General features: G+C 63.9%; 21 protein-coding genes. 12 read left to right on the top strand and 9 right to left on the bottom strand.

The features are described from left to right. Positions 1–162 precede the first annotated feature (162 nt). A complete protein-coding gene (locus tag ACSQ76_RS10320) occupies positions 163–2,595 on the bottom strand; it encodes a GcvT family protein (protein WP_437156514.1) in 2,433 nt (810 codons plus the stop codon). Between the two features lie 339 nt (positions 2,596–2,934). Here ACSQ76_RS10320 and ACSQ76_RS10315 point away from each other — a divergent pair, with 339 nt between their 5' ends. Together ACSQ76_RS10315 and ACSQ76_RS10310 are read left to right on the top strand one after the other, a co-directional pair. After that, positions 2,935–5,352 (top strand): GcvT family protein, encoded by a 2,418-nt coding sequence (locus ACSQ76_RS10315; RefSeq protein ID WP_437156513.1) that lies wholly within the window; start codon positions 2,935–2,937, stop codon positions 5,350–5,352. A 31-nt stretch (positions 5,353–5,383) separates the two neighbouring features. Then, a complete protein-coding gene (locus ACSQ76_RS10310) occupies positions 5,384–5,983 on the top strand; it encodes a nucleotidyltransferase family protein (protein WP_437156512.1) in 600 nt (199 codons plus the stop codon). 351 nt (positions 5,984–6,334) lie between these two features. On the opposite strand, the gene ACSQ76_RS10305 is transcribed toward ACSQ76_RS10310, so the two are convergent. Together ACSQ76_RS10305 and ACSQ76_RS10300 are read right to left on the bottom strand one after the other, a co-directional pair. Further along, positions 6,335–10,327, bottom strand: coding sequence for a Hint domain-containing protein (locus ACSQ76_RS10305; RefSeq protein ID WP_437156511.1), 3,993 nt, complete (start codon positions 10,325–10,327; stop codon positions 6,335–6,337). 637 nt (positions 10,328–10,964) lie between these two features. Then, positions 10,965–11,210 (bottom strand): hypothetical protein, encoded by a 246-nt coding sequence (locus tag ACSQ76_RS10300; RefSeq protein WP_437156510.1) that lies wholly within the window; start codon positions 11,208–11,210, stop codon positions 10,965–10,967. 110 nt (positions 11,211–11,320) lie between these two features. Between ACSQ76_RS10300 and ACSQ76_RS10295 the strand changes: the two genes are divergently transcribed. Then, complete coding sequence (locus ACSQ76_RS10295; protein WP_437156509.1) at positions 11,321–11,701, top strand: hypothetical protein; 381 nt, start codon at positions 11,321–11,323, stop codon at positions 11,699–11,701. Between the two features lie 68 nt (positions 11,702–11,769). On the opposite strand, the gene ACSQ76_RS10290 is transcribed toward ACSQ76_RS10295, so the two are convergent. Genes ACSQ76_RS10290 through ACSQ76_RS10275 form a run of 4 tightly spaced genes read right to left on the bottom strand, consistent with a single transcriptional unit; the run spans position 11,770 to position 15,017 of the window. Further along, the gene (locus tag ACSQ76_RS10290; protein WP_437156508.1) at positions 11,770–12,669 is read right to left on the bottom strand and encodes a substrate-binding domain-containing protein; all 900 of its coding nucleotides are present in this window, start codon (positions 12,667–12,669) and stop codon (positions 11,770–11,772) included. 55 nt (positions 12,670–12,724) lie between these two features. Continuing rightward, a complete protein-coding gene (locus tag ACSQ76_RS10285) occupies positions 12,725–13,543 on the bottom strand; it encodes a substrate-binding domain-containing protein (protein ID WP_437156507.1) in 819 nt (272 codons plus the stop codon). Positions 13,544–13,570: 27 nt separating this feature from the next. Next, positions 13,571–14,326 carry an ATP-binding cassette domain-containing protein gene (locus ACSQ76_RS10280; protein ID WP_437156506.1) on the bottom strand — a complete coding sequence of 252 codons (756 nt, stop codon included), beginning with the start codon at positions 14,324–14,326 and terminating at the stop codon, positions 13,571–13,573. Continuing rightward, positions 14,319–15,017, bottom strand: a complete 699-nt coding sequence (locus tag ACSQ76_RS10275) for an ABC transporter permease (protein WP_437156505.1) — start codon at positions 15,015–15,017, stop codon at positions 14,319–14,321. Before ACSQ76_RS10275 ends, ACSQ76_RS10280 begins: the two co-directional genes overlap by 8 nt. Before the next feature lie 250 nt (positions 15,018–15,267). Between ACSQ76_RS10275 and ACSQ76_RS10270 the strand changes: the two genes are divergently transcribed. The 8 genes from ACSQ76_RS10270 to ACSQ76_RS10235 all read left to right on the top strand — a co-directional run bounded on the left by ACSQ76_RS10270 (position 15,268) and on the right by ACSQ76_RS10235 (position 22,257). Continuing rightward, on the top strand, positions 15,268–16,059 hold the full coding sequence (locus ACSQ76_RS10270) for a molybdate ABC transporter substrate-binding protein (protein ID WP_437156504.1): 792 nt from the start codon (positions 15,268–15,270) through the stop codon (positions 16,057–16,059). Between the two features lie 163 nt (positions 16,060–16,222). After that, on the top strand, positions 16,223–16,765 hold the full coding sequence (locus ACSQ76_RS10265) for an aromatic ring-hydroxylating oxygenase subunit alpha (RefSeq protein WP_437156503.1): 543 nt from the start codon (positions 16,223–16,225) through the stop codon (positions 16,763–16,765). Next, positions 16,657–17,436 carry an RHO alpha subunit C-terminal catalytic domain-containing protein gene (locus ACSQ76_RS10260; RefSeq protein WP_437156502.1) on the top strand — a complete coding sequence of 260 codons (780 nt, stop codon included), beginning with the start codon at positions 16,657–16,659 and terminating at the stop codon, positions 17,434–17,436. Before ACSQ76_RS10265 ends, ACSQ76_RS10260 begins: the two co-directional genes overlap by 109 nt. A 34-nt stretch (positions 17,437–17,470) precedes the next feature. Continuing rightward, positions 17,471–18,337 (top strand): ABC transporter permease, encoded by an 867-nt coding sequence (locus tag ACSQ76_RS10255; RefSeq protein ID WP_306128303.1) that lies wholly within the window; start codon positions 17,471–17,473, stop codon positions 18,335–18,337. Next, positions 18,334–19,149 (top strand): ABC transporter permease, encoded by an 816-nt coding sequence (locus ACSQ76_RS10250; RefSeq protein ID WP_437156501.1) that lies wholly within the window; start codon positions 18,334–18,336, stop codon positions 19,147–19,149. The genes ACSQ76_RS10255 and ACSQ76_RS10250 overlap by 4 nt, the downstream gene beginning before the upstream one ends. A gap of 3 nt (positions 19,150–19,152) precedes the next feature. Continuing rightward, positions 19,153–20,274 carry an ABC transporter ATP-binding protein gene (locus ACSQ76_RS10245; protein WP_437156500.1) on the top strand — a complete coding sequence of 374 codons (1,122 nt, stop codon included), beginning with the start codon at positions 19,153–19,155 and terminating at the stop codon, positions 20,272–20,274. A 4-nt stretch (positions 20,275–20,278) separates the two neighbouring features. Further along, on the top strand, positions 20,279–21,484 hold the full coding sequence (locus ACSQ76_RS10240) for an aromatic ring-hydroxylating oxygenase subunit alpha (protein ID WP_437156499.1): 1,206 nt from the start codon (positions 20,279–20,281) through the stop codon (positions 21,482–21,484). Continuing rightward, positions 21,481–22,257 carry a methyltransferase domain-containing protein gene (locus ACSQ76_RS10235; protein ID WP_437156498.1) on the top strand — a complete coding sequence of 259 codons (777 nt, stop codon included), beginning with the start codon at positions 21,481–21,483 and terminating at the stop codon, positions 22,255–22,257. Before ACSQ76_RS10240 ends, ACSQ76_RS10235 begins: the two co-directional genes overlap by 4 nt. 79 nt (positions 22,258–22,336) lie before the next feature. Here the strand turns inward: ACSQ76_RS10235 and ACSQ76_RS10230 are convergent, their stop codons facing one another. Continuing rightward, positions 22,337–23,401 (bottom strand): extracellular solute-binding protein, encoded by a 1,065-nt coding sequence (locus ACSQ76_RS10230; protein ID WP_437156497.1) that lies wholly within the window; start codon positions 23,399–23,401, stop codon positions 22,337–22,339. 151 nt (positions 23,402–23,552) lie between these two features. On the opposite strand from ACSQ76_RS10230, the gene ACSQ76_RS10225 reads away from it, so the two are divergent. Continuing rightward, positions 23,553–25,577, top strand: a complete 2,025-nt coding sequence (locus ACSQ76_RS10225; RefSeq protein WP_437156496.1) for an FAD-dependent oxidoreductase — start codon at positions 23,553–23,555, stop codon at positions 25,575–25,577. On the opposite strand, the gene ACSQ76_RS10220 is transcribed toward ACSQ76_RS10225, so the two are convergent. After that, entirely contained in the window at positions 25,569–26,960 is a 1,392-nt protein-coding gene (locus tag ACSQ76_RS10220; RefSeq protein ID WP_437156495.1) for an aminotransferase, read from the bottom strand. The genes ACSQ76_RS10225 and ACSQ76_RS10220 overlap by 9 nt on opposite strands. Between the last annotated feature and the right edge of the window lie 18 nt (positions 26,961–26,978).

Raw genomic sequence — 26,978 nt, 5'->3', positions numbered from 1 at the left:
TGCTGTAGGTGAGAAACCCGGTGCCGTACCGGTGTGGGCCTGCGTCGCACCGGAGCATGAAGAACCGACTCTCGCCGATCCTTCGCCGTTCGGGACAGTCGAAGGACCGGCATTGGCACAGTCAGGGTTCCCCTTTCTGCGCGCGGGCAGGCAAGGCTTGCCTCAGGCGCGCAGCTTTTCGCCCTTGGGATCGAACGGCGGCTCGTGCAGGATGCGGGCCTTGTGCGGGCGGCCCAGCACCATGACCTGCACATCGTCGCCGGGCTTGACGGTGCCGGATTTCACGTAACCGAGCGCGAGACTCATGCCGACAGTATAGCCATAGGTGCCCGAGGTGACGCGGCCCACCGGGGTGCCGTTCGCGTCGCGGATCGGCTCGCCGCCGGTGGCGTCGGCGTTGGAGGCATGGGTGTCCTCTTCGTCGATATGGATCAGCACCAGTTCCTCGCGCGTGGGCTCGGCCATGGCCTTTTCCGCCGCCGCCTTGTTGAGGAACTCCTTGTCCATCTTGCAGAGCGGTGCAAAGCCGACCTCGTGCGGGAAATACTCGGGTGAGTATTCGCGGCTCCACGAACCATAGCCCTTTTCGACCCGCATGGACATGAGCGCACGGGCGCCCACGGGGCCTGCGTCGAACTCCCTGCCGGCCTCCAGCAGGGCCTTGTAGAGCTTCTCCTGGTCCTCGGTCTTGCAATGCAGTTCCCAGCCCAGATCGCCGGTGAAGCTGACCCTGAGGGCGAGGCAACGGACGCCCGCGATGTCGATCATCTTGGAGCGCATGAAGGGGAAATCCTCGGTGGCGAGGCTTACGTTGGTCAGGCGCTGCAGCATCTCGCGCGATTTCGGGCCGGCGACGTTGAAGCCGCACATGGCCTCGGTTTTCGTCTCGAAGGTGGTGTCCTCGGGCAGTGGGACCATGTCGAAGAACCGCTTGTGATAGCGTTCGGCCATGCCCGAGGAGACGACCCAGAACTCGTCTTCGGCCACGCGCGTCACGGTCGCGTCCCCCGCGATGCCGCCGCGCACGCCGATGAGCGGCGTGAGGCAGGACCGGCCCACGGATTTGGGCATCCGGTTGGCGAAGACGGCGTTCAGCCAATCCTCGGCCCCCGGCCCTTTCACGTGGTATTTGGCGAAGTTCGAGATATCGATGATGCCGGCGCGGTCGCGCAGCATCTTGCATTCTTCGCCCACGGGAGCCCACCAGTTCTGGCGGATGAAACCGTTGGTGTCCTTGGCGCCGGGCTCATTGGCGAACCATTGCGGGTGTTCCCAACCGTAGTTCAGGCCGAAGACCGCGCCCATTTCTTTCTGCATTTCGTAGACGGGGCGTGTCCGCAGCGGACGGCCCGCGGCGCGTTCCTCGTTGGGGTAATGGATGGCGAAACGGTGGGCATAGACATCCTCGACCTTCGCCTTGACGAACTTGCGGTCGTTGGCCCAGAGGCCGAAGCGCGCGATGTCCCAGGCGAACATGTCGTATTTCATCTCGCCCTCGACGATCCACTGGCTGACCATCAGGCCCATGCCCGCCGACTGGCTGAAGCCGGGGATGATGCCGCCGACCATGAAGTAGTTCTTCAATTCCGGCACCGGGCCAAGGATCACGTTGCTGTCGGGCGACCAGATCATCGGGCCGTTGATGACCCGCTTGATCCCCGCCTCGGCGGCGACCGGGACGCGGTCCATCGCGCGCATCACGTTTTCCATGATGCGTTCCAGGTCGTCGGGGAAGAGGTCATGGGCGAAGTCGAGCGGCGTGCCATCTTCGGCCCAGAAGCGCATGTCACGCTCGTAGGCGCCAATGAGCAGGCCCTTGCCCTCTTGCCGCAAGTAATACTCGCCGTCGCGGTCGGCGACGGAGGGAAGGCGGCGGTCCATGCCGTCGATCTCTGCGATGGTTTCGGTCACGAAATACTGGTGCTCGGTGGGTTGCAGCGGCACCTCGATGCCCGCCATTTTCGCCACTTCGCGGCCCCAGAGACCGGCGCAGTTGATGACCCATTCGGTTTCGATATTGCCCTTGGGCGTCTCGACGATCCAGGTGCCGTCGGGTTTCTGCGTGGTGGCCGTGACAGGCGTGAAGCGGTGGATTTCCGCGCCGCGCTGGCGGGCGCCCACGGCATAGGCGTTGGTCACGCCCGAGGGGTCCACGTTGCCGCCATCGGGTTCCCACATGATGCAGCGGATGCCGTCGAAATTGACCAGCGGGTGCTTTTCCTCGGCCTCTTCGCGGGTGATCTCGAAGAAGTTCATCCCGTAGAGTTCGGCCTTGGCGGCCTGAAGCTTCAGCTGATGCTCGCGGTTTTCCGTCTGCGCGAGGTAGAGCGAGCCGGGCTGGAAGACGCCGCAGCTTTGGCCGGTTTCCTCTTCCAGGCTGTTGTAGAGGTTCATCGTGTAGTGTTGCAGGCGGCTGATATTGGCGCTGTCGTGCAGGCCATGGATGTTGGCCGCCGCGTGCCAGGTCGAGCCGGAGGTCAGCTCGTCGCGCTCCAGCAACACCACGTCTGTCCAGCCCAACTTGGTCAGGTGATAGAGGACCGAGCATCCGATGACGCCACCCCCGATGACAACGGCCTGTGCATGAGTCTTCATCTCGTCTTCCTATCTGACTGTTTGGCGGCACACTGCCCCACCGGGACGGCCCGCGTTTGTCGGTTCCCGACATCATCGGTCGTGCGGAAGCATTTTGTCATGTCGTTTCCGACAGGGGTTACGGTTTGCGTCAGGGGGTGGTTGTCACAGCCCGAGGCCGCGTGATTGGCTGAGGGCGAGCCAGCATTCATGCGACGGCGCGGCGCGTGCGCGTCTGGTCCGCTCGGTTCCCTTCGATCCGTAGTTGCACCACTTTACGACACATCCTGTCGCAAACGGACATGCTGTCCCTCGGCAACCAGACAGTCTGGAGCTAACACCAGGAGCAAGGAATACCCCATGAAAACCACCACCCGAGTGGCCGTGATCGGCGGCGGCGTTGTCGGCTGCAGCGTGCTTTACCACCTGACGAAACTGGGCTGGTCGGACGTGATGCTGATCGAACGCTCGGACCTGACCTCTGGCTCGACGTGGCACGCCGCGGGGGGCTTTCATACGCTCAACGGCGACACCAACATGGCCGCGCTTCAGGGCTATACGATCAAGCTTTACAAGGAGTTGGAGGAAATCACCGGCATGTCCTGCGGGCTGCACCACGTGGGTGGCGTGACGCTGGCGGACAACAAGGACCGGTTCGACATGCTGCTCGCTGAACGGGCCAAGCATCGTTACATGGGGCTGGAGACCGAGATCGTGGGGCCCGACGAAGTGCGCAGGATCGCTCCGGTGACCAACACGGATGGCATTATCGGGGCGCTTTACGACCCATTGGACGGCCACCTTGACCCGTCGGGCACCACCCACGCCTATGCCAAGGCCGCGCGGATGGGCGGCGCCACGATTGAGACGCATTGCAAGGTACTGGAAACGAACCCGAAACCGGATGGCACCTGGGAGGTGGTGACCGAGAAAGGCACCATTTTGGCCGAGCATGTGGTCAACGCGGCGGGCCTTTGGGCGCGGGAAGTGGGCGCGATGGCGGGCGTTTACGTGCCGATCTACCCGATGGAGCACCAGTACCTCGTGACCGAGGAAGTGCCGGAGATTGCCGCCATCATCGACGCCGGCGGAGAACATCCGCATGTGATGGATCCGGCCGGTGAAAGCTATCTGCGGCAGGAGGGGCGCGGGGTCTGCATCGGGTTCTACGAGCAGCCCTGCCGGGCCTGGGCGGTGGATGGCACGCCTTGGGAATTCGGGCATGAGTTGTTGCCCGACGACTTTGACAAGATCGAGCAATCCATTGATTTCGCTTACAAACGCTTTCCCGCGCTGGAACGTGCCGGGGTGAAATCGGTCATTCACGGGCCGTTCACCTTTGCGCCCGACGGCAACCCGCTGGTGGGCCCGGTGCCGGGTCTGCGCAACTATTGGTCGGCCTGTGGGGTGATGGCCGGGTTCAGCCAGGGCGGCGGTGTGGGCCTGATGCTGGCGCAGTGGATGACGACGGGGGAATGCGAGCGGGACGTGAGCGCGATGGACGTGGCGCGTTACGGCGACTGGATCACGCCCGGTTACACCCTGCCCAAGGTGATCGAGAACTATCAGAAACGGTTTTCCGTCAGCTATCCGAACGAGGAGTTGCCCGCCGCGCGCCCCTTCCGCACCACGCCGATGTACGACATCTTTGACGGGATGGGCGCGGTCTGGGGGCATCAGTTCGGGCTGGAGGTGGTGAACTATTTTGCCCAAGGCGACGAGCCACGGTTCGAGACGCCCAGCTTCCGGCGCTCGAATGCGTGGGAGGCTACGGCACGCGAGGTGAAGGCCGTCCGGCAAGGGGTTGGAATCAATGAGGTTCACAACTTCGGCAAGTACCTGGTGACCGGCCCCGCCGCGCGCGATTGGCTGGACCGGATCATGGGGGGCCGCATCCCGAAAACGCGGCGGATAAGCCTGACGCCGATGCTGTCACATGCGGGTCGACTGATCGGCGATTTCACGGTGTCCTGCCTGTCGGACGAGGCGTTCCAGCTGACCGCCTCTTATGGCGCGCAGGCTTATCACATGCGCTGGTTCGAGCGAAACGCGGCGGACGGCGTGATGGTCGAGAATATTTCGGACCGGCTGAACGGGTTTCAACTGGCGGGGCCGAAATCACGCGAGTTGCTGGCGGCCTGCACGCGGGCGGATATTTCCGACATGGCGTTCATGGATCTGCGGCAAATTTCCGTGGGCATGGTCGACTGCCTCGTTCAGCGGGTCAGCTATACCGGCGATCTGGGTTTCGAGATCTATTGCGATCCGATGGCGCAGCGAGCGCTGTGGGACCAATTGTGGAGCCAGGGCAAGGCGTTCGGCCTGAAACCTTTCGGGATGCGGGCGATGATGTCGCTGCGGCTGGACCGGTTCTTTGGCTCCTGGCTCTCGGAGTTTTCGCCCGATTACACGCCGGGCGAAACCGGCATGGACCGTTTCATCAGCTTCGGGAAAAACGCCGATTTCATCGGGCGCGCGGCGGCCGAAAAGGAACGGGCGGAAGGGGCGAAGCGGGCGCTGGTGGCGTTCGAGGTGGATGCGACAGATGCCGATGTCAACGCCTATGAGCCGGTCTGGATCGACGGCAGCGTACAGGGGTTCTGCACCTCGGGCGGGTATTCGCACCATGCGGAGAAGTCGATTGCGCTGGCGCTGATCCCCACCCAACATGCCAAGCCGGGGCTGGAAGCCGAGATCGAGATCCTGGGCGAGATCTGCGCGGCAAAGCTGCTGACCGAGCATCTGTTTGACCCCGACGTGAGCCGGATGCGAGGGTAATCCGGGATCAGACACGAAAGGCCCGGCACAGGTGACATTGGGGATCGTTCTGCCCGCGGCGGGCGCGTCATCGCGGATGCGCGGGCGCGACAAGCTGCTGGAAGAGGTGGACGGCATGCCGCTGTTGCTGCGGCAGGTGCGGCGGGCGTTAAGCACAGGTTTACCCCTGCTTGTTACCCTTCCCCCGGAGCCTGGTGCCCGTGCCGCATGCCTTGGCGATGTGACGGACGCGGCGCTCGAAGCGCGACGCGTGCCCGATGCGGCCAACGGGATCAGCGCGTCTTTGCGCGCGGCGGCGCATTGGGCCATGGAACGGGATATGAGCGGGCTGATGATCGTACTGCCCGACATGCCGGACCTGACGGGCGAGGATATGCGGGCGGTTGGTGCGCTGCACGTAGAGCATCCGCGCGACGTGATCCGCGCGACGGATGCGCAGGGGCGGTTCGGGCACCCGACCCTTTTGCCCGCCCGGCTGTTACCGGCGCTTGTCACGCTGCGCGGCGATACCGGTGCACGGGAGGTGATCGCGCAAGAGCGAGTACGGCCCTGCCCCCTTGGCGGGACCAGGGCCACGTTGGATCTGGACACGCCCGAAGCCTGGGCGGACTGGCGGACGGCGAAAGACTAGAGCAGGGTTTCCGGTTTGCTTGCCATGCCGCACATCGCATGATCGCGGTGCGGAAAGCTGCCTGAACACGGCGGCCGAGATCGCGGTGTGTGGGTCGAAGGTCAGGCGAAAACGGCTTTCCCGCGTCGGTGCCCGCTGCGGCGAGCGTGCTTTCGCGGCCTTCACGAAAGCCCCGGTGAAATTCACGAATTTCAGACAGACGCGGCGTCACGATACGCTTTTGCGCGAACAACTTTATGAAAACGAAACAATCCCGGTCGGTGACCGGGATTGTTTACTGGAACTCGAGTCAGCCCCCGTAACCGATTCCATGTGACCGGCCCCGGAAAGGGCCGGTCGGCTGCAAAGCTGTTACTTTACCAGAAGCCGCGCTTCGTGCCTCTTCAGTGACCGGCGTGCGGCGGTGTAGGCCTTCAGGCCCTCTGCCTCCGACAGTTCGGGGAAGAGCTCGAAGATCTCCTTGCGCTGGGCGTCGCCCATCGCGTCGAGCACCGTGTCGCCGGGCTGGAAGCTTTCGGTCCAGGCGCCGTTGGACAGCACCACCTCGTGCTGGTCGAACATGAAGTGGATGTAGCTGACCGAGCTGGCCTCGACCGAGGTCACGCCTTCCATGCCGGTGAGGTGCTTGGCCGCTGCCAGAACCTCGCGGTCCTCGAAATAGAGGGCAGACTTCTCGTTGTTGATCAGCACACGGTGCTGCGGCGACACCATCATGTCACGTTCCGGCAGTCCGTGGCCCAGGGACCCCGCACGGATCAGGACCGGCTGCAGGTGCGGCGCGTTGGCCAGCTCCTGCCCCGACAGATCGCGGCGGCCCACCCAGCGGATCTCTTGCAGACCGTTGTCGCGGGTGATGATCTTGTCGCCTTCACGCAGCTCTTCGACGAGGCGCTCGCCTTTCGGGGTGGCGATGACGGTTCCCGGCGTGAAGCAGGGAATGATGTCCTCGATTTCGGTGAACTTCAGGACGCCTTCGACGTTGCCGTTGGCATCGAGGAAGTTGACCTGGCCGGTAAAGCTGTTGCCGTCCGGATCGTTCGGCGTGGTCAGGTCCAGCGGGGTGACGCCGTCGCTTTGGACGATCTCGAACCGGCCCATGCCTTGCAGGTAGAGCTGGTCGTTCTCGTTGTCGGTCGTCGGGTCGTTGTCGCCATCCTCGGTGCCGCCGTCGATCTCGTCGCCGAAGGCATGTTCGCGCTCGTCAAAGCGGAACTCGTCCGAGCCGGCCTCGCCGTACATCGTGTCGGCCCCCTGGCCGCCATAGATGGTGTCGCGGCCGTCGCCACCGTAGATCAGGTCGTCATCTCTGCCGCCGTCCAGCAGGTCGCTGCCGCCACCGCCATAGATGGTGTCGTCATCGTCCTGGCCATACACCGTGTCATTGCCCGTGCCGGCGTCGATCCAGTCCCGTCCGTTATCTTCATCGGGGTCGGGGCCAAAGCTTCCGCCATCCGGTGCGTCGGGGATGTTGATCTGGTCGAACGGCACGACATTGGGGTCGAGACCGCCATAGATGAGATCGTCGCCACCGCCGGACGAGATCGTGTCGTTGCCCTCACCGCCGACGATGGTGTCATTGCCCCAGAGCGTGGTGATATCGTCGTCGTCAAGGCCGCCGTCGACATAGTTGTTCCCCGCGCCGGCGTTGATGGTGTCGTTGTCGTCGCCGGTGTAGATCGTATCGTTACCGCTGCCGGTAGTGACAAGATCGCGGTCGTCGTTCGGATCGGCATCCGCGGGCACGGCCGGGAACGGACCGTAGGACGGGAAGCCGTCATCGGGCAGCGGCAGCGCGCTGTTCTTGGACGTGTCGATGTAGTTGTTGCCGTGGCCGCCATCGACCGTGTCCGATCCGTCGCCGGAAATGACCGTGTCGTCGCCGTCGCCGGTGTCGATCTTGTCGTCGCCGTTGCCGCCAACGACCGAGTCGTCACCCGCGCCGGTTTCCACGTCGATCGGGCCATCGGCATCCTTGGCGTCGATGGTGTCATTGCCGCTGCCGGTGATGATGCGCTCGATCTCCTCGAAGGTGACGTCGGTGGCGCCATCGGCGTCGAGACCGTTGACCGTGCCGTTCTCGGGATCTGCGTCTTCGAGAACGACGGTCAGGTCCTCGGTGCGGTCGCCGAGGTTCAGGATGTCGCCCTCGTCGCCGTTTTCCGGGCCGTCGGGGTTGCCGTCGGTGCCGTCCGAGCCGCCGTCGATGGTGACGTCGATATCCGTGGCCGGATCGGTGCCGTCGATGGTGAACTCGTCGTCGCCGGTGCCGCCCCAGGCGCTGTCATTGCCGCCAACGGCGATATCGTCATCGCCCTGACCGCCGGTGATCGAATCGGTGCCCGCACCGCCCACGATAACGTCAGCGCCGGTGCCGCCATCGACCGTATCATTGCCGAGGCCGGCATTGATGGTGTCGTCGCCACCGTTGCCCTCGATGACGTCATCCAGCCCGTCGGGGCCGTCGATGATGTCGCCGCCGCCGTCGGTCGGGCCGTTGCTGTCGTCGTAGCCGGGGTTCATGACCTCGCCGGTTTCCTCGCCGTCGACAACACCGTCGCGCTGCGGATCGGTCAGGATCGTCTCGATCTGGCTGAATTCCAGCACCGAGCCGTCCTCGAAGGTCACGGTCCCTTTCTGGGCGCCATGATCGCTGGCATCGGCGGAAGCGACGATCGTCACCTGGCCCGCGCCGCGCAGGTCCAGCGTGTCGTTGTCCTTGGTGTCGTCGGGACCGTTGCCGCCGACCACCTCGTCGCCGTCGCCGTCCGCACCGCTGGAGACGATGAACGTGTCGTCGCCGCCCTCGCCGTACATTTCATCCGCGCCGGCGCCGCCGGTGATCACGTCGTTGCCATCGTCACCCAGGCTGTATCCGGTGTCGAAATACATATCGGTGATGTGGATGCCCGAATTGTCATAGCCGTTCTGCGTGTGCTCGACCACGACGCGCGATACCGGACCCGCGATCGAGACATTGACGGTCGTGTCGGGATCGTCCTCGTCCTGGTACGGGCCATCCGCATCGGCGACATTGCCGGTGATCTTGATGTCCTTGCCGCCGGTCAGGACAACCTCGATCGGGTTGTTGTCGGCGTCGTAGGCCTTCACGGTCACAAGGCCGTCACCGTCAAGGTCGTTGATATTGAATTCCAGGTTTCCGACGACTTCCGAGAATTCCCACTGGAACTTGCCGGTATTGCCCTTGCCGCCGGTTTCCGAGAAGAGCGAACTGTTGGTGTCGATCGACTCACCGCCGGTGTCGATGCCGGCAGTGTTCAGGTTGGTCGAATTGTCGATGTCGCTTTCATGTTTCCCGGTGTCCGCGATGCGGGTGTAGGTCACATCCACATTGCCGGTATCCTGGGTGGCGGTGCTGTCCGCCTGAGCGCCCGAGACCTTGTCCCAGTTGAAGCTTTCGCGCGGTCCGTTGAAGCCGGCCTCGCCGCCGGTGCCGCCATAGATGGTGTCGTCGCCGCCGGCGCCATCGATCGTGTCGTTGCCGCCGTTGCCATAGATCAGGTCGGCGCCGTTGGTGATCTTGTCGCCGCCCTGGTCGGTGGGCGCGTTGGAGTCGTCATAGCCAAGGTCCATGTCCTCGCCGAAATCCTCGCCGTCGACGGCGCCGTCCGGGCCTGCCTTGGGCGATTCATACAGCGCGACATAGTCGATCGCGCCCTGGAATTCCTTGTCATATTTCTGGTCGTCGACCTCACGCGCGCCAAAGCTGAACTCTTCGTCGTCGTCGTCGGTCAGATCGAAGGTCAGGCCCTTCTCGGTGCTTTCCATCGTCTCGGCCTTGCCGGTGGTCAGGTTCTCGACGGTGAGGGTCGCGCCGGTGTCGACATCGAAAGAGTACTTCACGTTGACCAGATCGCCCGGCTTGAAAAAGCCCTTGGAGGTGGACAGCGTGGCGACGGCATCGCCATCGTTCGTGTTGTGATAGGTCTGGACCTGGCCATCCTTGGTGACGCGGATCTCGAAGAAGCCCTCGTCTTTCTCGTCGATATTCTTTTCGCCGCGCGACAGGATCACGTCTTCGGAAGACCCGGAATGAGAGAACTGCGTGAACTGCGTCTCGATCGTGCCGCGGTCCAGGTTGAACTGTTCGTCATCCGCCGACGAGTTCGGGTCGGCCTTGATGTCGAGCACGGTGGGGTGCGAATTCGAGCCCGCGCCAACGATCAGACGGTCGCCGGAAAAGCTTACGTTGATGGCGTTGCCATCGCCGTGTTCGGCGTTTTGGGCGATACCATCGTCCAGGCCGGTGTCTTTCTTTTCGGCACCACTCTTGAAATCCCAAAGGCCGATGAGGCCGGTTACCGAGTTCGGATCAAAATTCGCCATCGTCTTCTCCATTCGGCATCACCGCACATGCGGCAAGGCCAGACCAAAACCAAACCCCAAAACCGGCGACGTGGCGGCCAGGGGGCAACCTGCACGAACCTCATTTCCAGGAGGGATTGATCCGCGAAGACGCGGCAGCAGAGCGGAGTTCAGCCTCCGCTTCCATTTGCGCTCAGTCAGCCGCGACAGCAGCCCGACGATCGCACTCAATCCCGCACAATGAATGATGCGGTTCGTGCGGTCGCCCCCGTGACCTACAGACATCGCCCCCCAGTTGGGCTGCGAGCTTTGTACGAGATGCCGTGTGCCGCACAAAGAGAAATTTGTCGGAAAACTGTCCGCGCAGTTTTTGAAAATGCCACAAAATACGGGCAATTAAGGCAGCCGCCGACACGCGCTTTACGATATTGTTTCCATAGGCGGTTCAGCGGGAATTTGCATATAAGCTTGAAAACAAGGGGTGTGCGATTTTTTGCCGATCCGGAATTCAACCTGTGGCAGAGCTTTGTTTCTGAAAGTGACAGAAAATGAGCGTGGCCGAATTGTGGCATGAGCTTGATCGCGCTCGATCAAAGTTATTGCTTAACCATGCGTCAATCTTGGCGAAATCCGGCGACTATCCTCGATCTGGAAACGGTCACGCCATATTTCGGACGAATCGAAGAGAATTTTCGTCGAAAGCAAACCGTCGGATCATGAACACCACCGGCTTGCCAAGGCATGCGCGGCGGAAATCCGGGACAATGGGGTCGAAAGAGTCCTGATTATGCAGAACGTGCGGCTGCGCCTGATAGCGGCCGACGCCCACGTCCTCGGGCGTCAGCGCGCCGGGGCATACGCGGCCGGGGGACGCGCCTGGTTTGAAGATTATGCGGTTTTGCACCCAATGCAGGAACCTATGGCCGGGACACGGCGTTTCGCACCCAATGGTTTACGTTTTGGATGCATGTCGCACGGGACGGATAAACCTACGTGACTGCATGGGAGCAAGTTATGACATTCAACAAGACCCTCTTGAAATCCACCTCGGTGCTCGGCCTCGTCGTTGCGCTGTCGCAACCCGCCTACGCCGTTACCTGTGCCGAATACAACGAGATGGACAGCGCCGGCCAAATGGAAGCCTTTGAAGGTTTCGGTGGCCGCGAGATGCTGCGCGATGAAGCTGTTGGCGCGGATGAAAACGCCGAAACGGACGCGGCCAGCGCCACCAACGAGCTGGGCGATCCTGACGACGATGTCGGCGGTCGCGCCGCGGCACGCGCCATGGCGACGGGCTCGGACGAGGAGCTGATGGTCGTGCTGATGGAAGAGTGCGAGGCGAACCCCGAGATGGACATGGCCGACATGTTCCAGGACGAAGACGAAGCCAAGTAAGTTCCGATCCGTTGGAAAATGCTGGCGGCCCGCATCATTGCGGCCGCCAGTTTTTTATGGGCCGCGCGCTAGGCGTTCCACAAAACGGTGCCCAGCCCTTCGGTATCGTAGCCTCCGTAGGCGTCCGCGCGGTCGCGGAACGCGCCTGTCGCGCAAAAGGCCATGAGCGCCTGCATCGGCGCCTCGAACCACGCCTTGCGGTCGATCAGGAGCGCGAACTCTTCCTCGATCACCGGAACGAATTCCAGCCCGAAACTCCGCGCCACAGCTTCGAGGCCGAAGGTCGTGTCGGCCGCGCCGCGGCGGACGGCCTCGACGGCGTCGTCCTCGGTGCGGGCAGTCTCGGCCTGTTCCACGGCGGACAGGTCCATCCCGTCGCGCTCGAGAAGATGTCGCAATAGCGTGTCGGTCCCCGAACCCGCCTGTCGCGGGACGAAGCGGACACCGGCAAGATCGCGCAGGTCCTTGGGCGCGCGCTCTCCGGGCCGGACGACCAGGCCGCGCCGCCGTGTCGCGAACCGCACGAGCACCGCGTTCTGTCGCGCGGCCGCGCGCGAGACGGCGGGCACGTTCCAGGTGCCGGTTGAGGGATCCAGAATGTGCAGGCCGGCGGCAATGCCCTCGCCTGACGTGAACCGGTCCAGCCCGTCATTCGAGCCGTCATGCAGCGTGGCCAGCCCGCAGCCAGACTGTCGGATGGCCCAGTCGAGCAATGGGTCATGGCTGCCCAGCATGATGGGCGTGCGCAGTTTCGAGCTGTGCATTGGCGCGGCGCCACCGCCAGACTGTGCCTGCTCGATCCAATCGCGGATCTCGTTTGCCGGAAACAGCAACTTGCCGGTGGCGCGTGAACACGGCACGGCACCCGAGGCCGCGAGATCGTATATCTTGCGTTCCTTCAGGCGCAGAAGCTCGGCCAGTTCCTTGACGGTCAGGTATTCGTGGTCGGGAAGGTCAAGCTCGGTCATGGCACCTGGATCTGTATCTCGGGGCGGCGGGTGCACCGCCGCCCCGATACGTCTATCAGTTTTCCGGTGCGTTGGGGAAGAACAGTTGCTGGCCGGCCACCGAGTAGGCCGCGATGGCCTCCTGCCCCTCGTCCGAAACCAGCCAGTCGGCGAACGTCTGGGCGGCGTCGACCTTGACGCTGGGGCATTTCTCGGGGTTGACCGGGATCACGCCGTACTGGTTGAACATGTCCTCGTCGCCCTCGACCTGGATCTCGTAATCCTGTTTGTTGTCGAAGCTTATCCAGGTGGCGCGGTCGGTCATCACGTAGGCGCCCATGCCGATGCCCGCGTTGAGCGTGGCGCCCATGCCCGAGCCCGTCTCGCGGTACCAGTCGCCGCTGGCCGCCGTGGGATCGACGCCGCTGTCGGACCAGAGCGCCATCTCCTTCTTGTGGGTGCCGCTGTCATCGCCGCGCGAGGCAAAGAGCGCGCCCGTCTCGGCGATCTTGCCCATCGCGCCCTGCACGTCGTCCATGCCGCCCACGCCGGCCGGGTCGTCTGCCGGGCCCACGATGACGAAGTCGTTGTACATCAGGTCCGTGCGCGCGGTGCCAAAGCCGGCCTCGACGAATTTCTCCTCGGACGGCTTGGCGTGAACCAGAAGCACGTCGCCATCGCAGTTCTCGGCATTCTTGATCGCCTGTCCGGTGCCAACGGCCACGACGTTGACCTGGATGCCCGTCTTGTCCTGGAAGATCGGAAGCAGGTAATCGTAAAGGCCCGAATTCGCCGTCGAGGTCGTGGACTGGACGATGATCGACTGGTCCTGTGCCCAGGCGCCCCCGGCCAGAAACAGAGCGACAGTGGCCGCACCGAATGATTGCATTTTCATGATGAATACTCCCTTTCTTGAAGTCTTTCAGACGACGAGTCTGCCGTTCAGGTAATCCCGCGCCGCCTGGCTTTGCGGCTTTGGAAAGAAATCGGCGGCGCGGCTGTGTTCCGCGATGCCGCCGCCGCTGAGAAACAGGATGTCGTCGGCCATGCGCCGCGCCTGTCCCATGTCATGGGTGACGAAGACGATGCGCACGCCGCGGGTGCTGGCATCCCTGACGATCTCTTCGATGGCCAGCACCGAGGCCGGGTCGAGGCTGGCGGTGGGCTCGTCGAGGAACAGCACCTCGGGGTCCGCCGCGAGCGCCCGGGCCAGCGCCAGGCGCTGCGCCTCGCCGCCCGAAAGCAGGCGGGCGGGCTGGTCGGCCTTGTGGGCCAGGCCCACATGCTCGAGAAGTGCGGTGCCACGCGTGCGGTCCTTGCCGCGCACCTTGAGCACGAAATCGACGTTGGCGGCCACGGACCGGCGCAGCAGGACCGGCTTTTGAAAGACCAGCGCCTGCCGTGCGGTGACGTCGGGCGCGCCCTGCCCGCGCCAGTCGATGGTGCCCGATGTCGGGGCGATCAGCCCGTGCAGCAGCTTCAGCAGCAGGCTCTTGCCCGCGCCGTTCGGCCCCATGACCATGGTGCAGCCCGCCGGTTGCAGATCGAAATTCACCCCCTCCAGAACCGTCGTCCTGCCAAAGCGCAGACCGAGGTCGCGCACCGCCAGGGGCAGGATGGCCGCGGGTCGTGCGGGCGGGGCCATGTCGCGGGCGAGAGGAAGCGCCGCGTCAGACATAGGCTTGCCGCGCCGCTGTCATGCGCACCGATTGAACCGCCGCGTTGACGCCAAGGGCGATGACCAGGAGGATGATGCCGAGCGCCAGCGCCAGAGCGAGGTCGCCCTTCGAGGTTTCCAATGCGATGGCCGTGGTCATGACCCGCGTCAGGTGGTCGATATTGCCGCCGACGATGATGACTGCGCCCACCTCGGCCACAGCGCGGCCGAAACCGGCCAGCCCCACCGTCAGCAGGGAATAGCGCGCATCCCACAGAAGCGCCTGAACGGTTTGCAGTTTCGTCAGGCAGAGCGAGCGGAACTGTTCGGCGTATTCCGCGTGCAGGTCTTCAAGCACCTGCCGCGACAGGGCCGCGACGATGGGTGCGATCAAGATGGTCTGGGCGATGATCATCGCGGTCGGCGTGTAAAGGAGCCCGAGAAACCCCAGGGGGCCGGAGCGCGACAAGTGCAGGTAGACCAGCAAGCCCACCACCACCGGCGGCAGGCCCATCAGCGCGTTCATCACGATCAGCACCGCGTTGCGACCGGGGAATCGCCCGATGGCGACCAGCGCCCCGATGGGCAGGCCGATCAGGCAGGCCAGCGCCGTCGCGGTCAGACTGACGCGCAGCGACAACAGCACGATCTCGATAAGGTCCGCATCGCCCGACAGGACGAGGTCAAACGCGAGGCCGAAAGCGTCTGTCATGGATTGCAAAATTTCCCGTATTGCAAATCTTCCCTTGCCCGGCACAGTATGCGATCCAACAGTGACTGTTCAAGCCCGACGATGAAAAAAAGCACATCACAGCGATGCGGAGACGACGGAACCCGGCGCGAACCTTGCCGGATAGTTGCAAAATTTCCGCAGACCTGCGGGCGCATCCCGGAATTCCGCACTGCCGCGCCCTTTTGACCCCGAACACCTGACTTACACGAACCAGAGATTGGAAGCCCCCATGCGACACGCATTCCTGACCGCCGCCGCCCTAGGCCTTGCGATGACACAGGCCCAGGCGCAGGACCTTTCGCTTTACGCGGCCGGAAGCCTGAAGGCCGCCCTGTCGGACGTGGCAGCGGATTATGCCGAGACCTATGGCACGCCCGTCGCGACCAGCTTTGGCCCCTCCGGCCTGATGCGCGAACGGATCGAGGCGGGCGAGACGGTGCACGTCTTCGCCTCGGCCAACATGCGCCATCCCCGTACGCTGGAAAGCGCGGGCAATGGCGGGCCCGTCGCCCTGTTCGCGCGCAATCGCCTGTGTGCGCTGGCCCGGCCCGAGGTAGAGGTCACACCCGAAACGCTGCTTGATGTCATGCTGGATGACGACACCCGCCTTGGCATGTCAACGCCCAAGGCCGACCCGTCCGGCGACTACGCCTTCGCGTTGTTCGACAGGTCCGGCCATGCCGAGGCGCTGAAGGCCAAGGCCCTGCAACTGACCGGCGGGCCGGACAGCGCCGCGCCCCCCGAGGGGCGCAACACCTATGCCTGGGTGCTGGACAGTAACCGGGCCGACCTGTTCCTGACCTATTGCACCAATGCCGTGCTGGCCCGGAAAGAAGTGCCCGAATTGCAGATCGTGCAGATCCCCGACGCCCTGTCCGTAGGGGCCGATTACGGGCTGATCGTGCTGGACGGCGCCCCGCCCGAGGCGTGGCAACTGGCGCTGCATATCCTGTCGCCCTCGGGCCAGGCGGTTCTGGCGGAATATGGGTTTGACGCCGCCGCGGTGCCGACAGGAGAGTGACGAAACGCCCCTGCTCCGGGGCCCGACCCGGCCGGATCCGACCGCGCGTTTCCCCGGGCCCGACGGGCGACGGGGCGGTATCTGCCGTCCCGTGAAATAATTTATTTGAGCGCTCAAAAAAACTTGTTAGAGTGCCGGCAAGCCCCTCAACCCGGAGTTTGCCATGACGCCCCCTGCCACCAAGGCCATAGACCTGCCCAACGACCACGACCGCAAGGGATTGCCCGCCTGGAGCTATTTCAACACCGAGATGCTGGAGATGGAAAAGGACCTGCTGTTCCGGTCGCACTGGCAGCTTGTCTGCCACGCCAACGACCTGCCGGAGGCCGGCGATTTCGTCACGCTGGACTGCGTGGGCGAACGCGCGCTGGTGGTCCGTGGCAAGGATGGCGAGTTGCGCGCCTTTCACAACCTGTGTCGGCACCGCGGTTCGCGCGTGGTCGCCGGGGAACAGGGCAATTGCAAGAATGCGATCATCTGCCCCTTTCACGGCTGGGTCTACAACCTTGACGGCACGCTGCGCGGCGCGGCGCAGCCCGACACCCTGCCCGAGCTTGACCCCGTCGCCTTTGGCCTGAAGGCGATAGAGCTGGACCTGTGGCGGGGTTCGTCTTCGTGCGGTTCCGCCCCGGCCCGCAACCGGCGATTTCCGAGGTGCTGTCGCGCTTCGACGACGAGATCGACCAGTACGATCTTGAAGGCCTGATGCCCTCGGGCGAAGGTTTTTATGCCGACGTGGCGGAGGTGAACTGGAAGTGCATCCGCGACGTGGACAACGAAGGCTATCACGTGCCCATGGCCCATCCCGGCCTGCAGGATCTATTCGGGTCCAACTATTATGACGAGGATTTCGAGGGCGGCGCCTCGCGCTCCTATTCCGAGTTCCGCGAGGCCAATCATCGCCTGTGGAGCGTACGGGCCTATACCTCGATCCTGCAGGCGCCGCCCGGGCTGGACGAGAGCCATGCCAGGGCCTGGCTCTATATCGGTATTTTCCCAAATTGCGTGCTTGGCATTTACCCCGATTGTGTCAAATTCTACCAGGAATTCCCGGTGGAGTATGGCAAGACCATGCAGCGCGGAACGACCTACAGGCTGGGCAAGGAAGACCGCCGGATGCGGCTGTCGCGCTATCTCAGCAGCCGGATCGACAGGCTGACCTCGGAAGAGGACGAGGAACTGGTGCGCTGGTCGTGGGAGGCGGCGTTTTCCAGCGGGTATGACGGCGTGATCCTCTCGGACCTTGAGAACACCGTGCGAAGCTATCACGACTGCCTGCGCGAGCTGTTCCCGGTCCTGAACGAGGACGAGCCGCCCAAGGGCACGGTGGCCGCGCGCAACGCCGAGTTGCTGGCGCAGAAAGTCGCCGCCGAATGAGTACCGGACCCGCCTCCGGCCGAGGCGCACCCTGATGGCATGGCGCTTTGACCGCGAGGCGGGACAGGGCCTGAAGCTGATCAGCCCGACCTTCGGCTATGTGCTGGTGATGCTGGCCGCGCCGCTGTTGATGGTGGTTACCTTCAGCTTCTGGACGCAGGATTACCTGACGATCGACACGACGCTGACGCTGGACAATTACCGCGAGGCGTGGACGCAGCCACTTTACCAGGTGCTGATGTGGCGGTCGCTGAAGATCTCGCTGATCGTGACGGTGGTGACGGTGCTCTTGGCCTTTCCCATCGCCTATTACCTGTCGTTTCACGTCAAGAAGCGCAAGGCGCTGTGGCTGTTCCTGATCACGGTCCCGTTCTGGACGAGCTACCTGCTGCGGGTGTTCTTGTGGAAGGTCATCCTGGGATACAACGGCGTGTTCAACACCACGCTGATGGGCCTGGGGTTCATCGACGAGCCGCTGACCTTCATCCTTTACAACCTGAACGCGGTGGTCATCACCCTGGCCCACGCCTGGGCACCTTTTGCGATCCTGCCCATTTTCGTGGCGCTGGAAAAGATCGATCGGTCCCTGCTGGAGGCCGCGACCGACCTTGGCGACGGGCCGGTGCGGCGGTTCTTCCGCGTGACGCTGCCCCTGGCGATGCCGGGAATCGTCGCCTCGACCCTGATCGTGCTGATCCCGACGGTGGGCGATTTCATCACGCCGCGACTGGTGGGCGGGACCGACGGGCTGATGATCTCGAACATGATCCAGATCCAGTTCGGCAAGGCCAACAACGCGCCGCTGGGCGCGGCGCTGGCGGTGTCGGCGATGGTGGTGATCGGGATGATCAGCGCCGGCATCTTCTTTGCCGGCAAGAAACTCGGAGGGCGTGTGCGATGAAATGGCTCTCGGTCAAGTGGCTGACGATCTACGCCGTGGTCTACATGATCTTTCTCTATGCGCCGGTCATCCTGCTGCCGCTCTTCGCGTTCAACACCTCGACGATCATCGCCTTCCCGCTTTCGGGCTTCACCACCGAATGGTTCGTGGGATTGTGGCACACCGACACGCTGCACACCGCGTTGGGCAATTCGATGATCGTGGGGCTTAGCACGGCGGTGCTGAGCACGCTTCTGGGCGCCTTCGCAGCGCGCGCCTCGGCCCGGTTCATGTTTCCCGGCAAGACCGGGATCGTCGGGCTGATCATGCTGCCCCTGGTGCTGCCCGAGATCATCGTGGCGGTGGCGCTTCTGGTGATGCTGAACCAGCTGGGCATGTCGCTGTCGCTGTGGACGGTGGTGGCGGGGCACGTGCTGATCTGCACGCCGTTTTCCATCGCCATCCTCAGTTCGGCCTTCCGCGGCCTCGATCGCGAGCTGGAGGAAGCGTCGTTCGACCTGGGCGAGTCGCGCTGGGGCACCTTCCGGCGCGTGACGCTGCCGCTGGTGCTGCCGGGGGTGATCTCCAGCCTGCTGATCACCTTCACCATCAGCCTGGACGAATTCATCATCGCCTTCTTCCTGACCGGAACGGACGTGACCCTGCCCGTCTATATCTGGAGCCAGCTGCGTTTCCCGGCCAAGCTGCCCTCGGTCATGGCGCTGGGCACGATCTTGCTGGCGGTCACCGTCCTGCTGCTGATCGCCGCCGAAGCGTTGCGCCGGCGCAGCGCCAGGCGGCAGGGCGTCGACACCACCCTGGCCGGGGTTTGAACCATGAGCGGAAAGACTGACATGCAAGACGACAAGACGCCGATGATCGCGATCCGCGACGTGGTCAAGAAATTCGGCAGCTTCACGGCGTTGCACGGGATCACCGCCGATATCCGCGAGGGCGAGTTCTTTTCGCTGCTGGGCCCGTCGGGCTGTGGCAAGACGACCCTTCTGCGCACCATTGCAGGGTTCGAGCCCACGACCAGCGGCACCATCGCCATCGGCGGCAAGAACATGGAGGGCATTCCCGCCAACGACCGCCCCACCAACATGGTGTTCCAGAGCTACGCCATTTTCCCCCACCTGAACGTGGAGGAAAACGTGGGCTATGGCCTGAAGACCCGGAAGATGCCGAAAAAGGATATCGCCCGCGAGGTGGCCGAGGTGCTGTCGCTGGTCGACATGGAAGGATACGGCAAGCGCAAGGCGCACGAGTTGTCGGGCGGCCAGCGGCAACGTGTGGCGCTGGCCCGGGCACTGGTGATGAAACCCAAGGTGATCCTGCTGGACGAGCCCTTGTCGGCGCTCGACAAGAAGCTGCGCGACCAGATGCAGGTGGAACTGCGCAGCCTGCAGCGCTCGATCGGCATCACCTTCATCCTGGTGACCCATGATCAGGAAGAAGCGCTTATCATGTCCGACCGCATCGCGGTGATGTTCGATGGTCAGATCGAACAGCTCGACACACCCGAGGGCCTTTATCGGCGCCCGGTCAACAGGCGGGTGGCGTCCTTCATCGGGGTGATGAACTTCCTGTCTGCCCGGGTGACGGCGCAAACGGACACGCATCTGACGCTGGATATCGACGCCCTGGGCAAGGTCGAGTTGTCGCGCGACACACTCGACCCGGACATCGCCCCCGACGGCATCGACACCGTCGGCGTGCGGCCCGAGATGCTGACGGTGCTCTTCGATCAGAACGACTGGTCGCAGAACAAGGTCGAGGGCGAGGTGGTCGATACCGAGTATTACGGCGACATGACCTATTACAAGGTGCGCCTGCCCGGTCGGGACGAGCCCTTGAGCATCTCGATGCGCAACACCGCGGGGCGGTCGGTGGTGCCGCCCGGCAGCCCGGTCACGGTCGGCTGGGGGGCCGAGTCGATCGTCGTGTTCGAGGAGTGATCCGATGTCCGTTTCAGACCTGATCGATACTCAGCGGGACGGCCATGCGATGGCGCAGGCGTTCTACACCTCCGCGGCCGTCTTCGAGGCGGACCGTCGCGCGATTTTCGGGCGCGAGTGGATGCTGGCGGGGCACGTCTCTGAACTACCGCAGCCCGGCGACTACATTCTTTTCGATATTCTGAAGGACAGCGTGATCCTGTGCCGTGACAACGCGGGTGACGTGCGGGCCTTTGCCAATGTCTGCCGGCACCGGGGCTCGCGCCTGTGCATCGAGCCGCGGGGAAACGTGCGGCGTCTGACCTGCCCCTATCACGCGTGGGTGTTCAACCTCGACGGCAGCCTGTTCAGCGCGCGGATGCTGGAAGAGCACCACGACAAGGACGCGCTCGGGCTATTTCCCGTCGCGGTCGAGATACTGGAAGGGCTGATCTACGTCTCGCTGGCAGACGACCCGCCGGATTTCGCGCCGATGCGGAAGGGGCTGACGCCCTGTCTGGCCCCGTTCGATCTTGCGAATACCAAGATCGCGCACCGCGAGACCTATCCCGTTGCGGCAAACTGGAAGCTGCTGCTGGAGAACTACAACGAGTGCTACCACTGCACCCCGGCGCATCCGGAATTCTCGCGCAGCCACGTCGTGCACTTGTCGGACGAGCGCATCACACCGCTGAACGACGCGATGGAGGCGCGGTCGGCGGCCTGCAACGTGCCGACGGATTTCATCGACCGCGTGGGGAAAAACGCCCCCGCACCCGGGGAGGATTATGCCTACAACCGCTATGCCCTCTACGACGGGTTCCTGACCGGGAGCGAGGACGGCACGCCGGTGGCGCCCCTGCTGGGGCGGATCACCGGCCATGATGGTGGGGCGTCGGATGCCTATGTGGGCTTTCTCAACCCGATGCTGCTTTATTGCGATCACGCGGTGCTGTATCGGTTTCTGCCGATCGACGCGGACACCTGCGCGCAGGAGATCATCTGGCTGGTCCATGCCGATGCCGAAGCGGGGCGCGACTATGACGTGGGACGCCTGAAATGGCTGTGGGACGTGACCACCAAGGCCGACAAGCGCATCGTCGAGGATAACGCGCGCGGCGTGGCGTCGCGCCACTATGTGCCCGGCCCGCTGGTGCCGATGGAACGCTACGTCGCGCGCTTCATCGACGCCTACCAGACCACGCTGCGACAACACGAGGCCCGGACATGACCGATCTGAATTACGACGACCGCCATATCGCGCTGCTCGAGGCGCTGTGGGGCGAGGGCTATCTGTCTCCGGGTGGGCCGGAGGAGGTGGCGCGCGTGGTCGAGCACGCGCCCGTGGCGGGTGCCCGGATGCTGGATATCGGCAGCGGGTCCGGCGCCATCGCCATTTCCCTGGTGCGCGACCACGGCGCCGCGCATGTCACCGGCATCGACGTCGAGGCCCCCGTCTGCGCGGCCGCAAGGCGACGGGTCGAGGCGGCGGGACTGGGTGAGCGGATCGCGATCGAACTCGTCACGCCGGGCCCCCTGCCCTTTGATGACGCGACCTTCGACGTCGTGTTCTCCAAGGATTCGATCATCCACATTCCAGACAAGGAGGCGCTGGCCGCCGACGTCTTTCGCATCCTCACACCCGGCGGCTGGTTCGCCGCTTCCGATTGGCTGATGTCGCACGACGACGCGCCCTCGCCCGAGATGGCCACCTATATCGCGCTGGAAGATCTGGATTTCGCCATGGCCTCTCCGTCGCGGTACGAAAAGGCGTTGACCGAGGCAGGGTTCCAGCACATCGCGCTGACCAACCGCAACAAGTGGTATCTGGAGGTCGCGCGGGACGAACTGGCCCGGTTCACCGGCCCGGAGCGGCCCGCATGGGAAAAGGCGCATGGCGCGGACCTGATCGCGTCGTCGATCGAGACATGGGGTGCGATGATCAAGGTCCTGGAAACCGGCGAGCATTGCCCGCATCACCTGCTGGCGCAAAAGCCCGGCTGACCTCGCGGCTTGTGCCCAAAGAAAGAAAACCGCCGCACCCGGTTGGCTGCGGCGGTCTCTTTTTCGGTATGACTTTCGCTCAGAACCCGGCCTTGATGTTCTCGAATTCCGCTATCATCTTCTCACGCATTTCCGCTCCCGGAGGTGCCTGCCAGAGCGTGTTCGCGCGCAGCGACTCGTTGCTGTCGAGCCCGACCGACTTGAGCATCTCCTGGTCCATTTGTGCCATCTGCGCGGCGTTGGAGTGGCCGTAGCCCCACGCGGTGACGATGTAGTCGGCGGTTTCAGGCTCCAGCCACGCATTGATGAAATCGTAGAACTTGTCGTCCGACCCCGGCCCGTCCTTCAGCTTGACGTAGCCGCAGACCCAGCTTGACGCGCCCTCCTCGGTGTCGCGTTTCATCGCGATGGGATGGCCTTCGCCGCTCATGGTCGAGGAGGTCTCGTTCCAGGCCCAGGCGAGTTCGACCTGGCCCGACTGCATCAGCTGCGCCAGCGACGACGAGCTGTCCCAGTAGGACAATACGTTCTGGTGCACCTTGCGCAGGAAGTCGGACGCCTTCTGGAAATCCTCGTCGGTGGCGGTGGTCCAGTCCTGCACGCCAACGGCAAGAAAGCCGAGCGCATAGGCGTCATCGACGTTGTCACCGACCGACACCTTGCCCTGCATCGACGGGTCGGCGAAGATCTCCAGCGAACTGACCTGTTCCTCGGTCAGCTTCTCGGTGTTGTAGGTCAGCGCCGTGTTGCCCCAGTCCATCGGGACGAAATAGTACTCGCCGTCCTTCTTGTAGGCTTCAATCTCGCGGAATTCCTCGTTGAGGTCATCCCAGCGGTCGATCCGGGAGGTATCCAGCGGCTCCAGCAGGCCCGCTTCCATCCACTTGGGCACCGACTGGGAACAGGGGTGCGCGGCATCGGCCTTGAAGCCCGAGCGCAGTTTCTGGAACGCCTCTTCCTCGTCGCCGAAGAAGGCGAAGGTCGGCGGCGCGCCGTGTTCCTCGGTATAGGCGGTGTAGAAAGCGGGATCCTCGTACCCGGCCCAGTCGAATACTGTCAGCTCGGAATCCTGCGCCATTGCTGTCGATGTCATCAGCGCGGCGGCTCCGGCGAGTGCGGCAAACTTCAGTCGTGAAGTGGTCATCCATTTCTCCCTGTTTATATCGTGCCGGCCCGTCCGGCGTGGATGCGGCAGGCCTCTGACTGCAAAGGCTAAGGGGGAAAGGCGGCTGACACAACATTTATTTGAGCGCTCAAATAATGTTGAGGCAGAAATGCGGGAGTTCGAACGAAATATGCGCGATCCGACCCACGATATCCTGTTCGAGCCGGTGCAGCTTGGCCCCGTGACCGCGCCCAATCGGTTCTACCAAGTGCCGCATTGTAGCGGCATGGGGTGGCGTCGGCCACGGATGCTTGCGGAAATGCGCGGCATGAAGGCCGAGGGCGGCTGGGGCGTGGTGAACACCGAGTATTGCTCGATTCATCCCACGTCGGACAACGATTACTTCGCCTATTGCGCGCTGTGGGACGACAGCGATGTCCGCGCCCATCGTCTGATGACCGAAGCGGTTCATGCGCACGGGGCGCTGGCGGGAGTGGAGCTTTGGCATGGCGGCGGGATGATCGTGAACCATGCCACGCGGCTGCCGCCCCTGGGCCTGCGCAGCCTGCCACAGATCGATGATCGCGAGGTGCAGCCCGGTCAGACCCGGACCATGGACCTGTCGGACATAACGGACCTGCGCCGATGGCATCGGGACGCCGCGCTGCGCGCCATCGAGGCCGGGTTCGACATCGTCTATGTCTATGCGACCCATGGCTATTTGCTGGCGCAGTTCCTCGATGCCGCCACCAACACCCGTACGGACCAGTATGGCGGAACCCTGGAAAACCGCGTGCGGCTGGTGCGCGAATTGATCGAAGACACCCGGGAAGCCGTGGCGGGGCGCGCCGCGGTGGCCTGCCGGTTCAGCGTGGGTCTGGAGGACGCGGAAAGCTACGACGCCTTCGGTCTGCTGGCCGACCTGCCCGACCTTTGGGACCTGACGGTGCCCGACTATGACGTCGAGATGAGCAATTCGCGGTTCGTGAAACAGGGCGCCCTGACAGCCAGCGTCGCGCGGGCCAAGGCGATGACCAGCCGCCCCGTGGTGGCCGTGGGGCGGTTCACCGATCCCGACATGATGGCGCGGGTGATCCGTGACGGCACGCAGGACATGATCGGAGCCGCGCGCCCCTCCATCGCCGATCCGTTTCTGCCGGTGAAGATCCGCGAGGGGCGCAGTGCCGAGATCCGCGAATGCATCGGCTGCAACATCTGTTACGCCCATGACAGTCAGGGCGTGCCGATCCGCTGCACCCAGAACCCCACGATGGGCGAGGAATGGAGGATGGGCTGGCACCCCGAACGCCTGCCCCCTGCCCCTTGGCCCGTACGGATCCTGGTCGTCGGCGGCGGTCCGGCGGGGCTGGAGGCGGCGCGGGCGCTGGGGGCGCGCGGGCACGAGGTGATGCTGGCCGAGGCCAAGCGCGAGATGGGCGGGCGCGTGACGCTGGAAGCGGCCCTGCCCGGCCTGTCGGAATGGGCGCGGGTGCGCGACTGGCGGCTGGGACAGATCGAGAAACTGGAGACCGTGAGCCTTTATCCCGAGAGCCGGATCGCGCCGGAGGATCTGGAGGAGATGTCCATCGACCACCTGATCGTGGCCACCGGCGCGCGATGGGCCGACGACACCATCGGGCGCAACAGCCCCGGCGGCCTTATAACGGTGGACCCGGGCATGATCGTCAGCGCCAACGATATTCTGGCGGGCCGGTCCGTGGATGCGCAGCATATCGCGATCTACGACGACGACCACTATTACCACGGCTCGGTTCTGGCGCTGGCCCTGCGCAAGGCGGGCCATGAAGTGACGCTTGTCACCCCGGCCGGGCGGGCTTGCGAGTGGGGCACCTTCACGCAGGAACAATATGCCTCGAACAGCGCGCTGGTCGCCGCGGGCGTGCGGATCGTGACGAACCGGATCCTGACGCATGTGGAGGACGGCAGCGTACGGCTGACATGCCTCTTTGGCGGCGAGGATGTGGAACTGGCCTGCGACGCCGTTCTGCCCGTGACCCGGCGTATTCCCGACCGGGCGCTTTACGATGCCGTCAGATCCACCGATCACGGCCTGCAAAGCGTCACCCTGATCGGTGATGCCGAAGCGCCGGGGCTGATCGCCGCGGCAGTCTATTCCGGGCACCGCGTGGCGATGGAACTGGGCGAGGACGTGGACCTTGCCGCCCGCTACGGACGGCGCGAAACCTCAGTCTGAGGCCATCTGCGCGGTCACGTCCTCCAGCGCCTCTTCCAGCAGGTCGAACATCTCGTCCACCTGCGCCTCGGTAATCACCAGCGGCGGAGAGAACACGGCCATGTTGATCAGCGGCCGCACCAGCAAACCGCGCTTGTCGCAGGCCTCGTCCAGCAGCGCGCCCAGCTTGCGCTCTGCCGCCAGCGACGTGCCTGGCGTATCCGGCCGCCCCTCGATACAGCCCAGCAGGCCCATGCCGCGCAGGTCCCCGACGATGGGGAACTTCTCCAGCGCGCGCAGACGGGCCTGGAAATGCGGTGTGATTTCGCGGGTATGTTCGAGAATGCGCTCTTCTTCCATGATCTCGATATTCTTCAGCGCGGCGACACAGCAGACCGGATGTGCCGAGTAGGTGTAGCCGTTCGAGAAGAGCACGTTCTCGTCCGGCCCTGTCATCCGTTCCATCACGCTGTCGGAGATGATGCAGGCCCCGAGCGGCAGGTAGCCCGAGGTCAGCCCCTTGGCGCAGGTGATGATGTCGGGGGTGATGCCGAACACGTCCTCGGACGCGAACCAGTGACCCAGCCGGCCGAACGCAGTGACGACCTCGTCCGAGATGTAGAGGATATCGTGCTTGCGGCAGATCTCCAGCGTGCGCCTGTGATAGCCCTCGGGCGGAACGATGACCCCACCCGAACACAGGATCGGCTCGGCGATGAACGCGCCCACCTTCTCCGGTCCCACCTGCTGGATCATGTTTTCAAGGTCGGCGACCTTGGCATCGCACCACGCCTCGACGCTCATGCCCTCGGGGCGCACATAGGGGTTGATGTCGGGCAGGAAGCGTACAAGGCGTTTTTCCACGTCGAAACGGCTCTTGTCGCGTTCCTTGCCGGTGACGGTCGAGGCGAGGTACGTCGAGCCGTGATAGCCCTTTTCACGGGCGATGACGATTTTCTTGTCGGGCCGCCCCAGCGCATTGTTCATGAAGTGCATGGTGCGCAGGGCGGTATCGACGGCGGTGGAACCGCCGGTGGTGAAGAACACGTTGTTGAGATCACCCGGTGCCAGATCGGCGATCTTCTTGGCGAGGATCGTCGAGGGATCGGTCGTGGTGGTCCAGGGCGAGGTGTAAGGCAGCCGCATAACCTGTTCGGCAATCGCCGCGGCCATCTCCTTGCGGCCATATCCGATCTGGACACACCACATCCCGCCCGGCCCGTCGATATAGCGCTTTCCGTCGGCATCCCACAGATAGATGCCCTCGGCGCTTTCGATCGGATGATAGTCGCTCTCCTGCCAGGCATCCATCGCCGCCCAGGGGTGAAGCTGATGGTTGCGGTCCCATTCGTTCAGAAGGTCCGGCGAGGGTCCGTTGGTCATGTCACGGGGAAGCGTTGTCATGTCGTGCTCTCCTTGGTC

Origin of the sequence: Roseovarius sp. B08 (genome assembly GCF_051417955.1) — a bacterium.
In the GTDB taxonomy this organism is placed as follows: Bacteria; Pseudomonadota; Alphaproteobacteria; order Rhodobacterales; family Rhodobacteraceae; genus Roseovarius.
This window is presented reverse-complemented; position numbering and strand designations above follow the sequence as displayed.

Excerpts from the sequence above, each read along its gene's own strand:
- ACSQ76_RS10320 (WP_437156514.1), bottom strand. The coding sequence starts at position 2,595 with ATGAAGACTCATGCACAGGCCGTTGTCATCGGGGGTGGCGTCATCGGA.
- ACSQ76_RS10315 (WP_437156513.1), top strand. The coding sequence starts at position 2,935 with ATGAAAACCACCACCCGAGTGGCCGTGATCGGCGGCGGCGTTGTCGGC.
- ACSQ76_RS10305 (WP_437156511.1), bottom strand. The coding sequence starts at position 10,327 with ATGGCGAATTTTGATCCGAACTCGGTAACCGGCCTCATCGGCCTTTGG.
- ACSQ76_RS10295 (WP_437156509.1), top strand. The coding sequence starts at position 11,321 with ATGACATTCAACAAGACCCTCTTGAAATCCACCTCGGTGCTCGGCCTC.
- ACSQ76_RS10290 (WP_437156508.1), bottom strand. The coding sequence starts at position 12,669 with ATGACCGAGCTTGACCTTCCCGACCACGAATACCTGACCGTCAAGGAA.
- ACSQ76_RS10285 (WP_437156507.1), bottom strand. The coding sequence starts at position 13,543 with ATGAAAATGCAATCATTCGGTGCGGCCACTGTCGCTCTGTTTCTGGCC.
- ACSQ76_RS10280 (WP_437156506.1), bottom strand. The coding sequence starts at position 14,326 with ATGTCTGACGCGGCGCTTCCTCTCGCCCGCGACATGGCCCCGCCCGCA.
- ACSQ76_RS10275 (WP_437156505.1), bottom strand. The coding sequence starts at position 15,017 with ATGACAGACGCTTTCGGCCTCGCGTTTGACCTCGTCCTGTCGGGCGAT.
- ACSQ76_RS10270 (WP_437156504.1), top strand. The coding sequence starts at position 15,268 with ATGCGACACGCATTCCTGACCGCCGCCGCCCTAGGCCTTGCGATGACA.
- ACSQ76_RS10265 (WP_437156503.1), top strand. The coding sequence starts at position 16,223 with ATGACGCCCCCTGCCACCAAGGCCATAGACCTGCCCAACGACCACGAC.
- ACSQ76_RS10255 (WP_306128303.1), top strand. The coding sequence starts at position 17,471 with ATGGCATGGCGCTTTGACCGCGAGGCGGGACAGGGCCTGAAGCTGATC.
- ACSQ76_RS10250 (WP_437156501.1), top strand. The coding sequence starts at position 18,334 with ATGAAATGGCTCTCGGTCAAGTGGCTGACGATCTACGCCGTGGTCTAC.
- ACSQ76_RS10245 (WP_437156500.1), top strand. The coding sequence starts at position 19,153 with ATGAGCGGAAAGACTGACATGCAAGACGACAAGACGCCGATGATCGCG.
- ACSQ76_RS10240 (WP_437156499.1), top strand. The coding sequence starts at position 20,279 with ATGTCCGTTTCAGACCTGATCGATACTCAGCGGGACGGCCATGCGATG.
- ACSQ76_RS10235 (WP_437156498.1), top strand. The coding sequence starts at position 21,481 with ATGACCGATCTGAATTACGACGACCGCCATATCGCGCTGCTCGAGGCG.
- ACSQ76_RS10230 (WP_437156497.1), bottom strand. The coding sequence starts at position 23,401 with ATGACCACTTCACGACTGAAGTTTGCCGCACTCGCCGGAGCCGCCGCG.
- ACSQ76_RS10225 (WP_437156496.1), top strand. The coding sequence starts at position 23,553 with ATGCGCGATCCGACCCACGATATCCTGTTCGAGCCGGTGCAGCTTGGC.
- ACSQ76_RS10220 (WP_437156495.1), bottom strand. The coding sequence starts at position 26,960 with ATGACAACGCTTCCCCGTGACATGACCAACGGACCCTCGCCGGACCTT.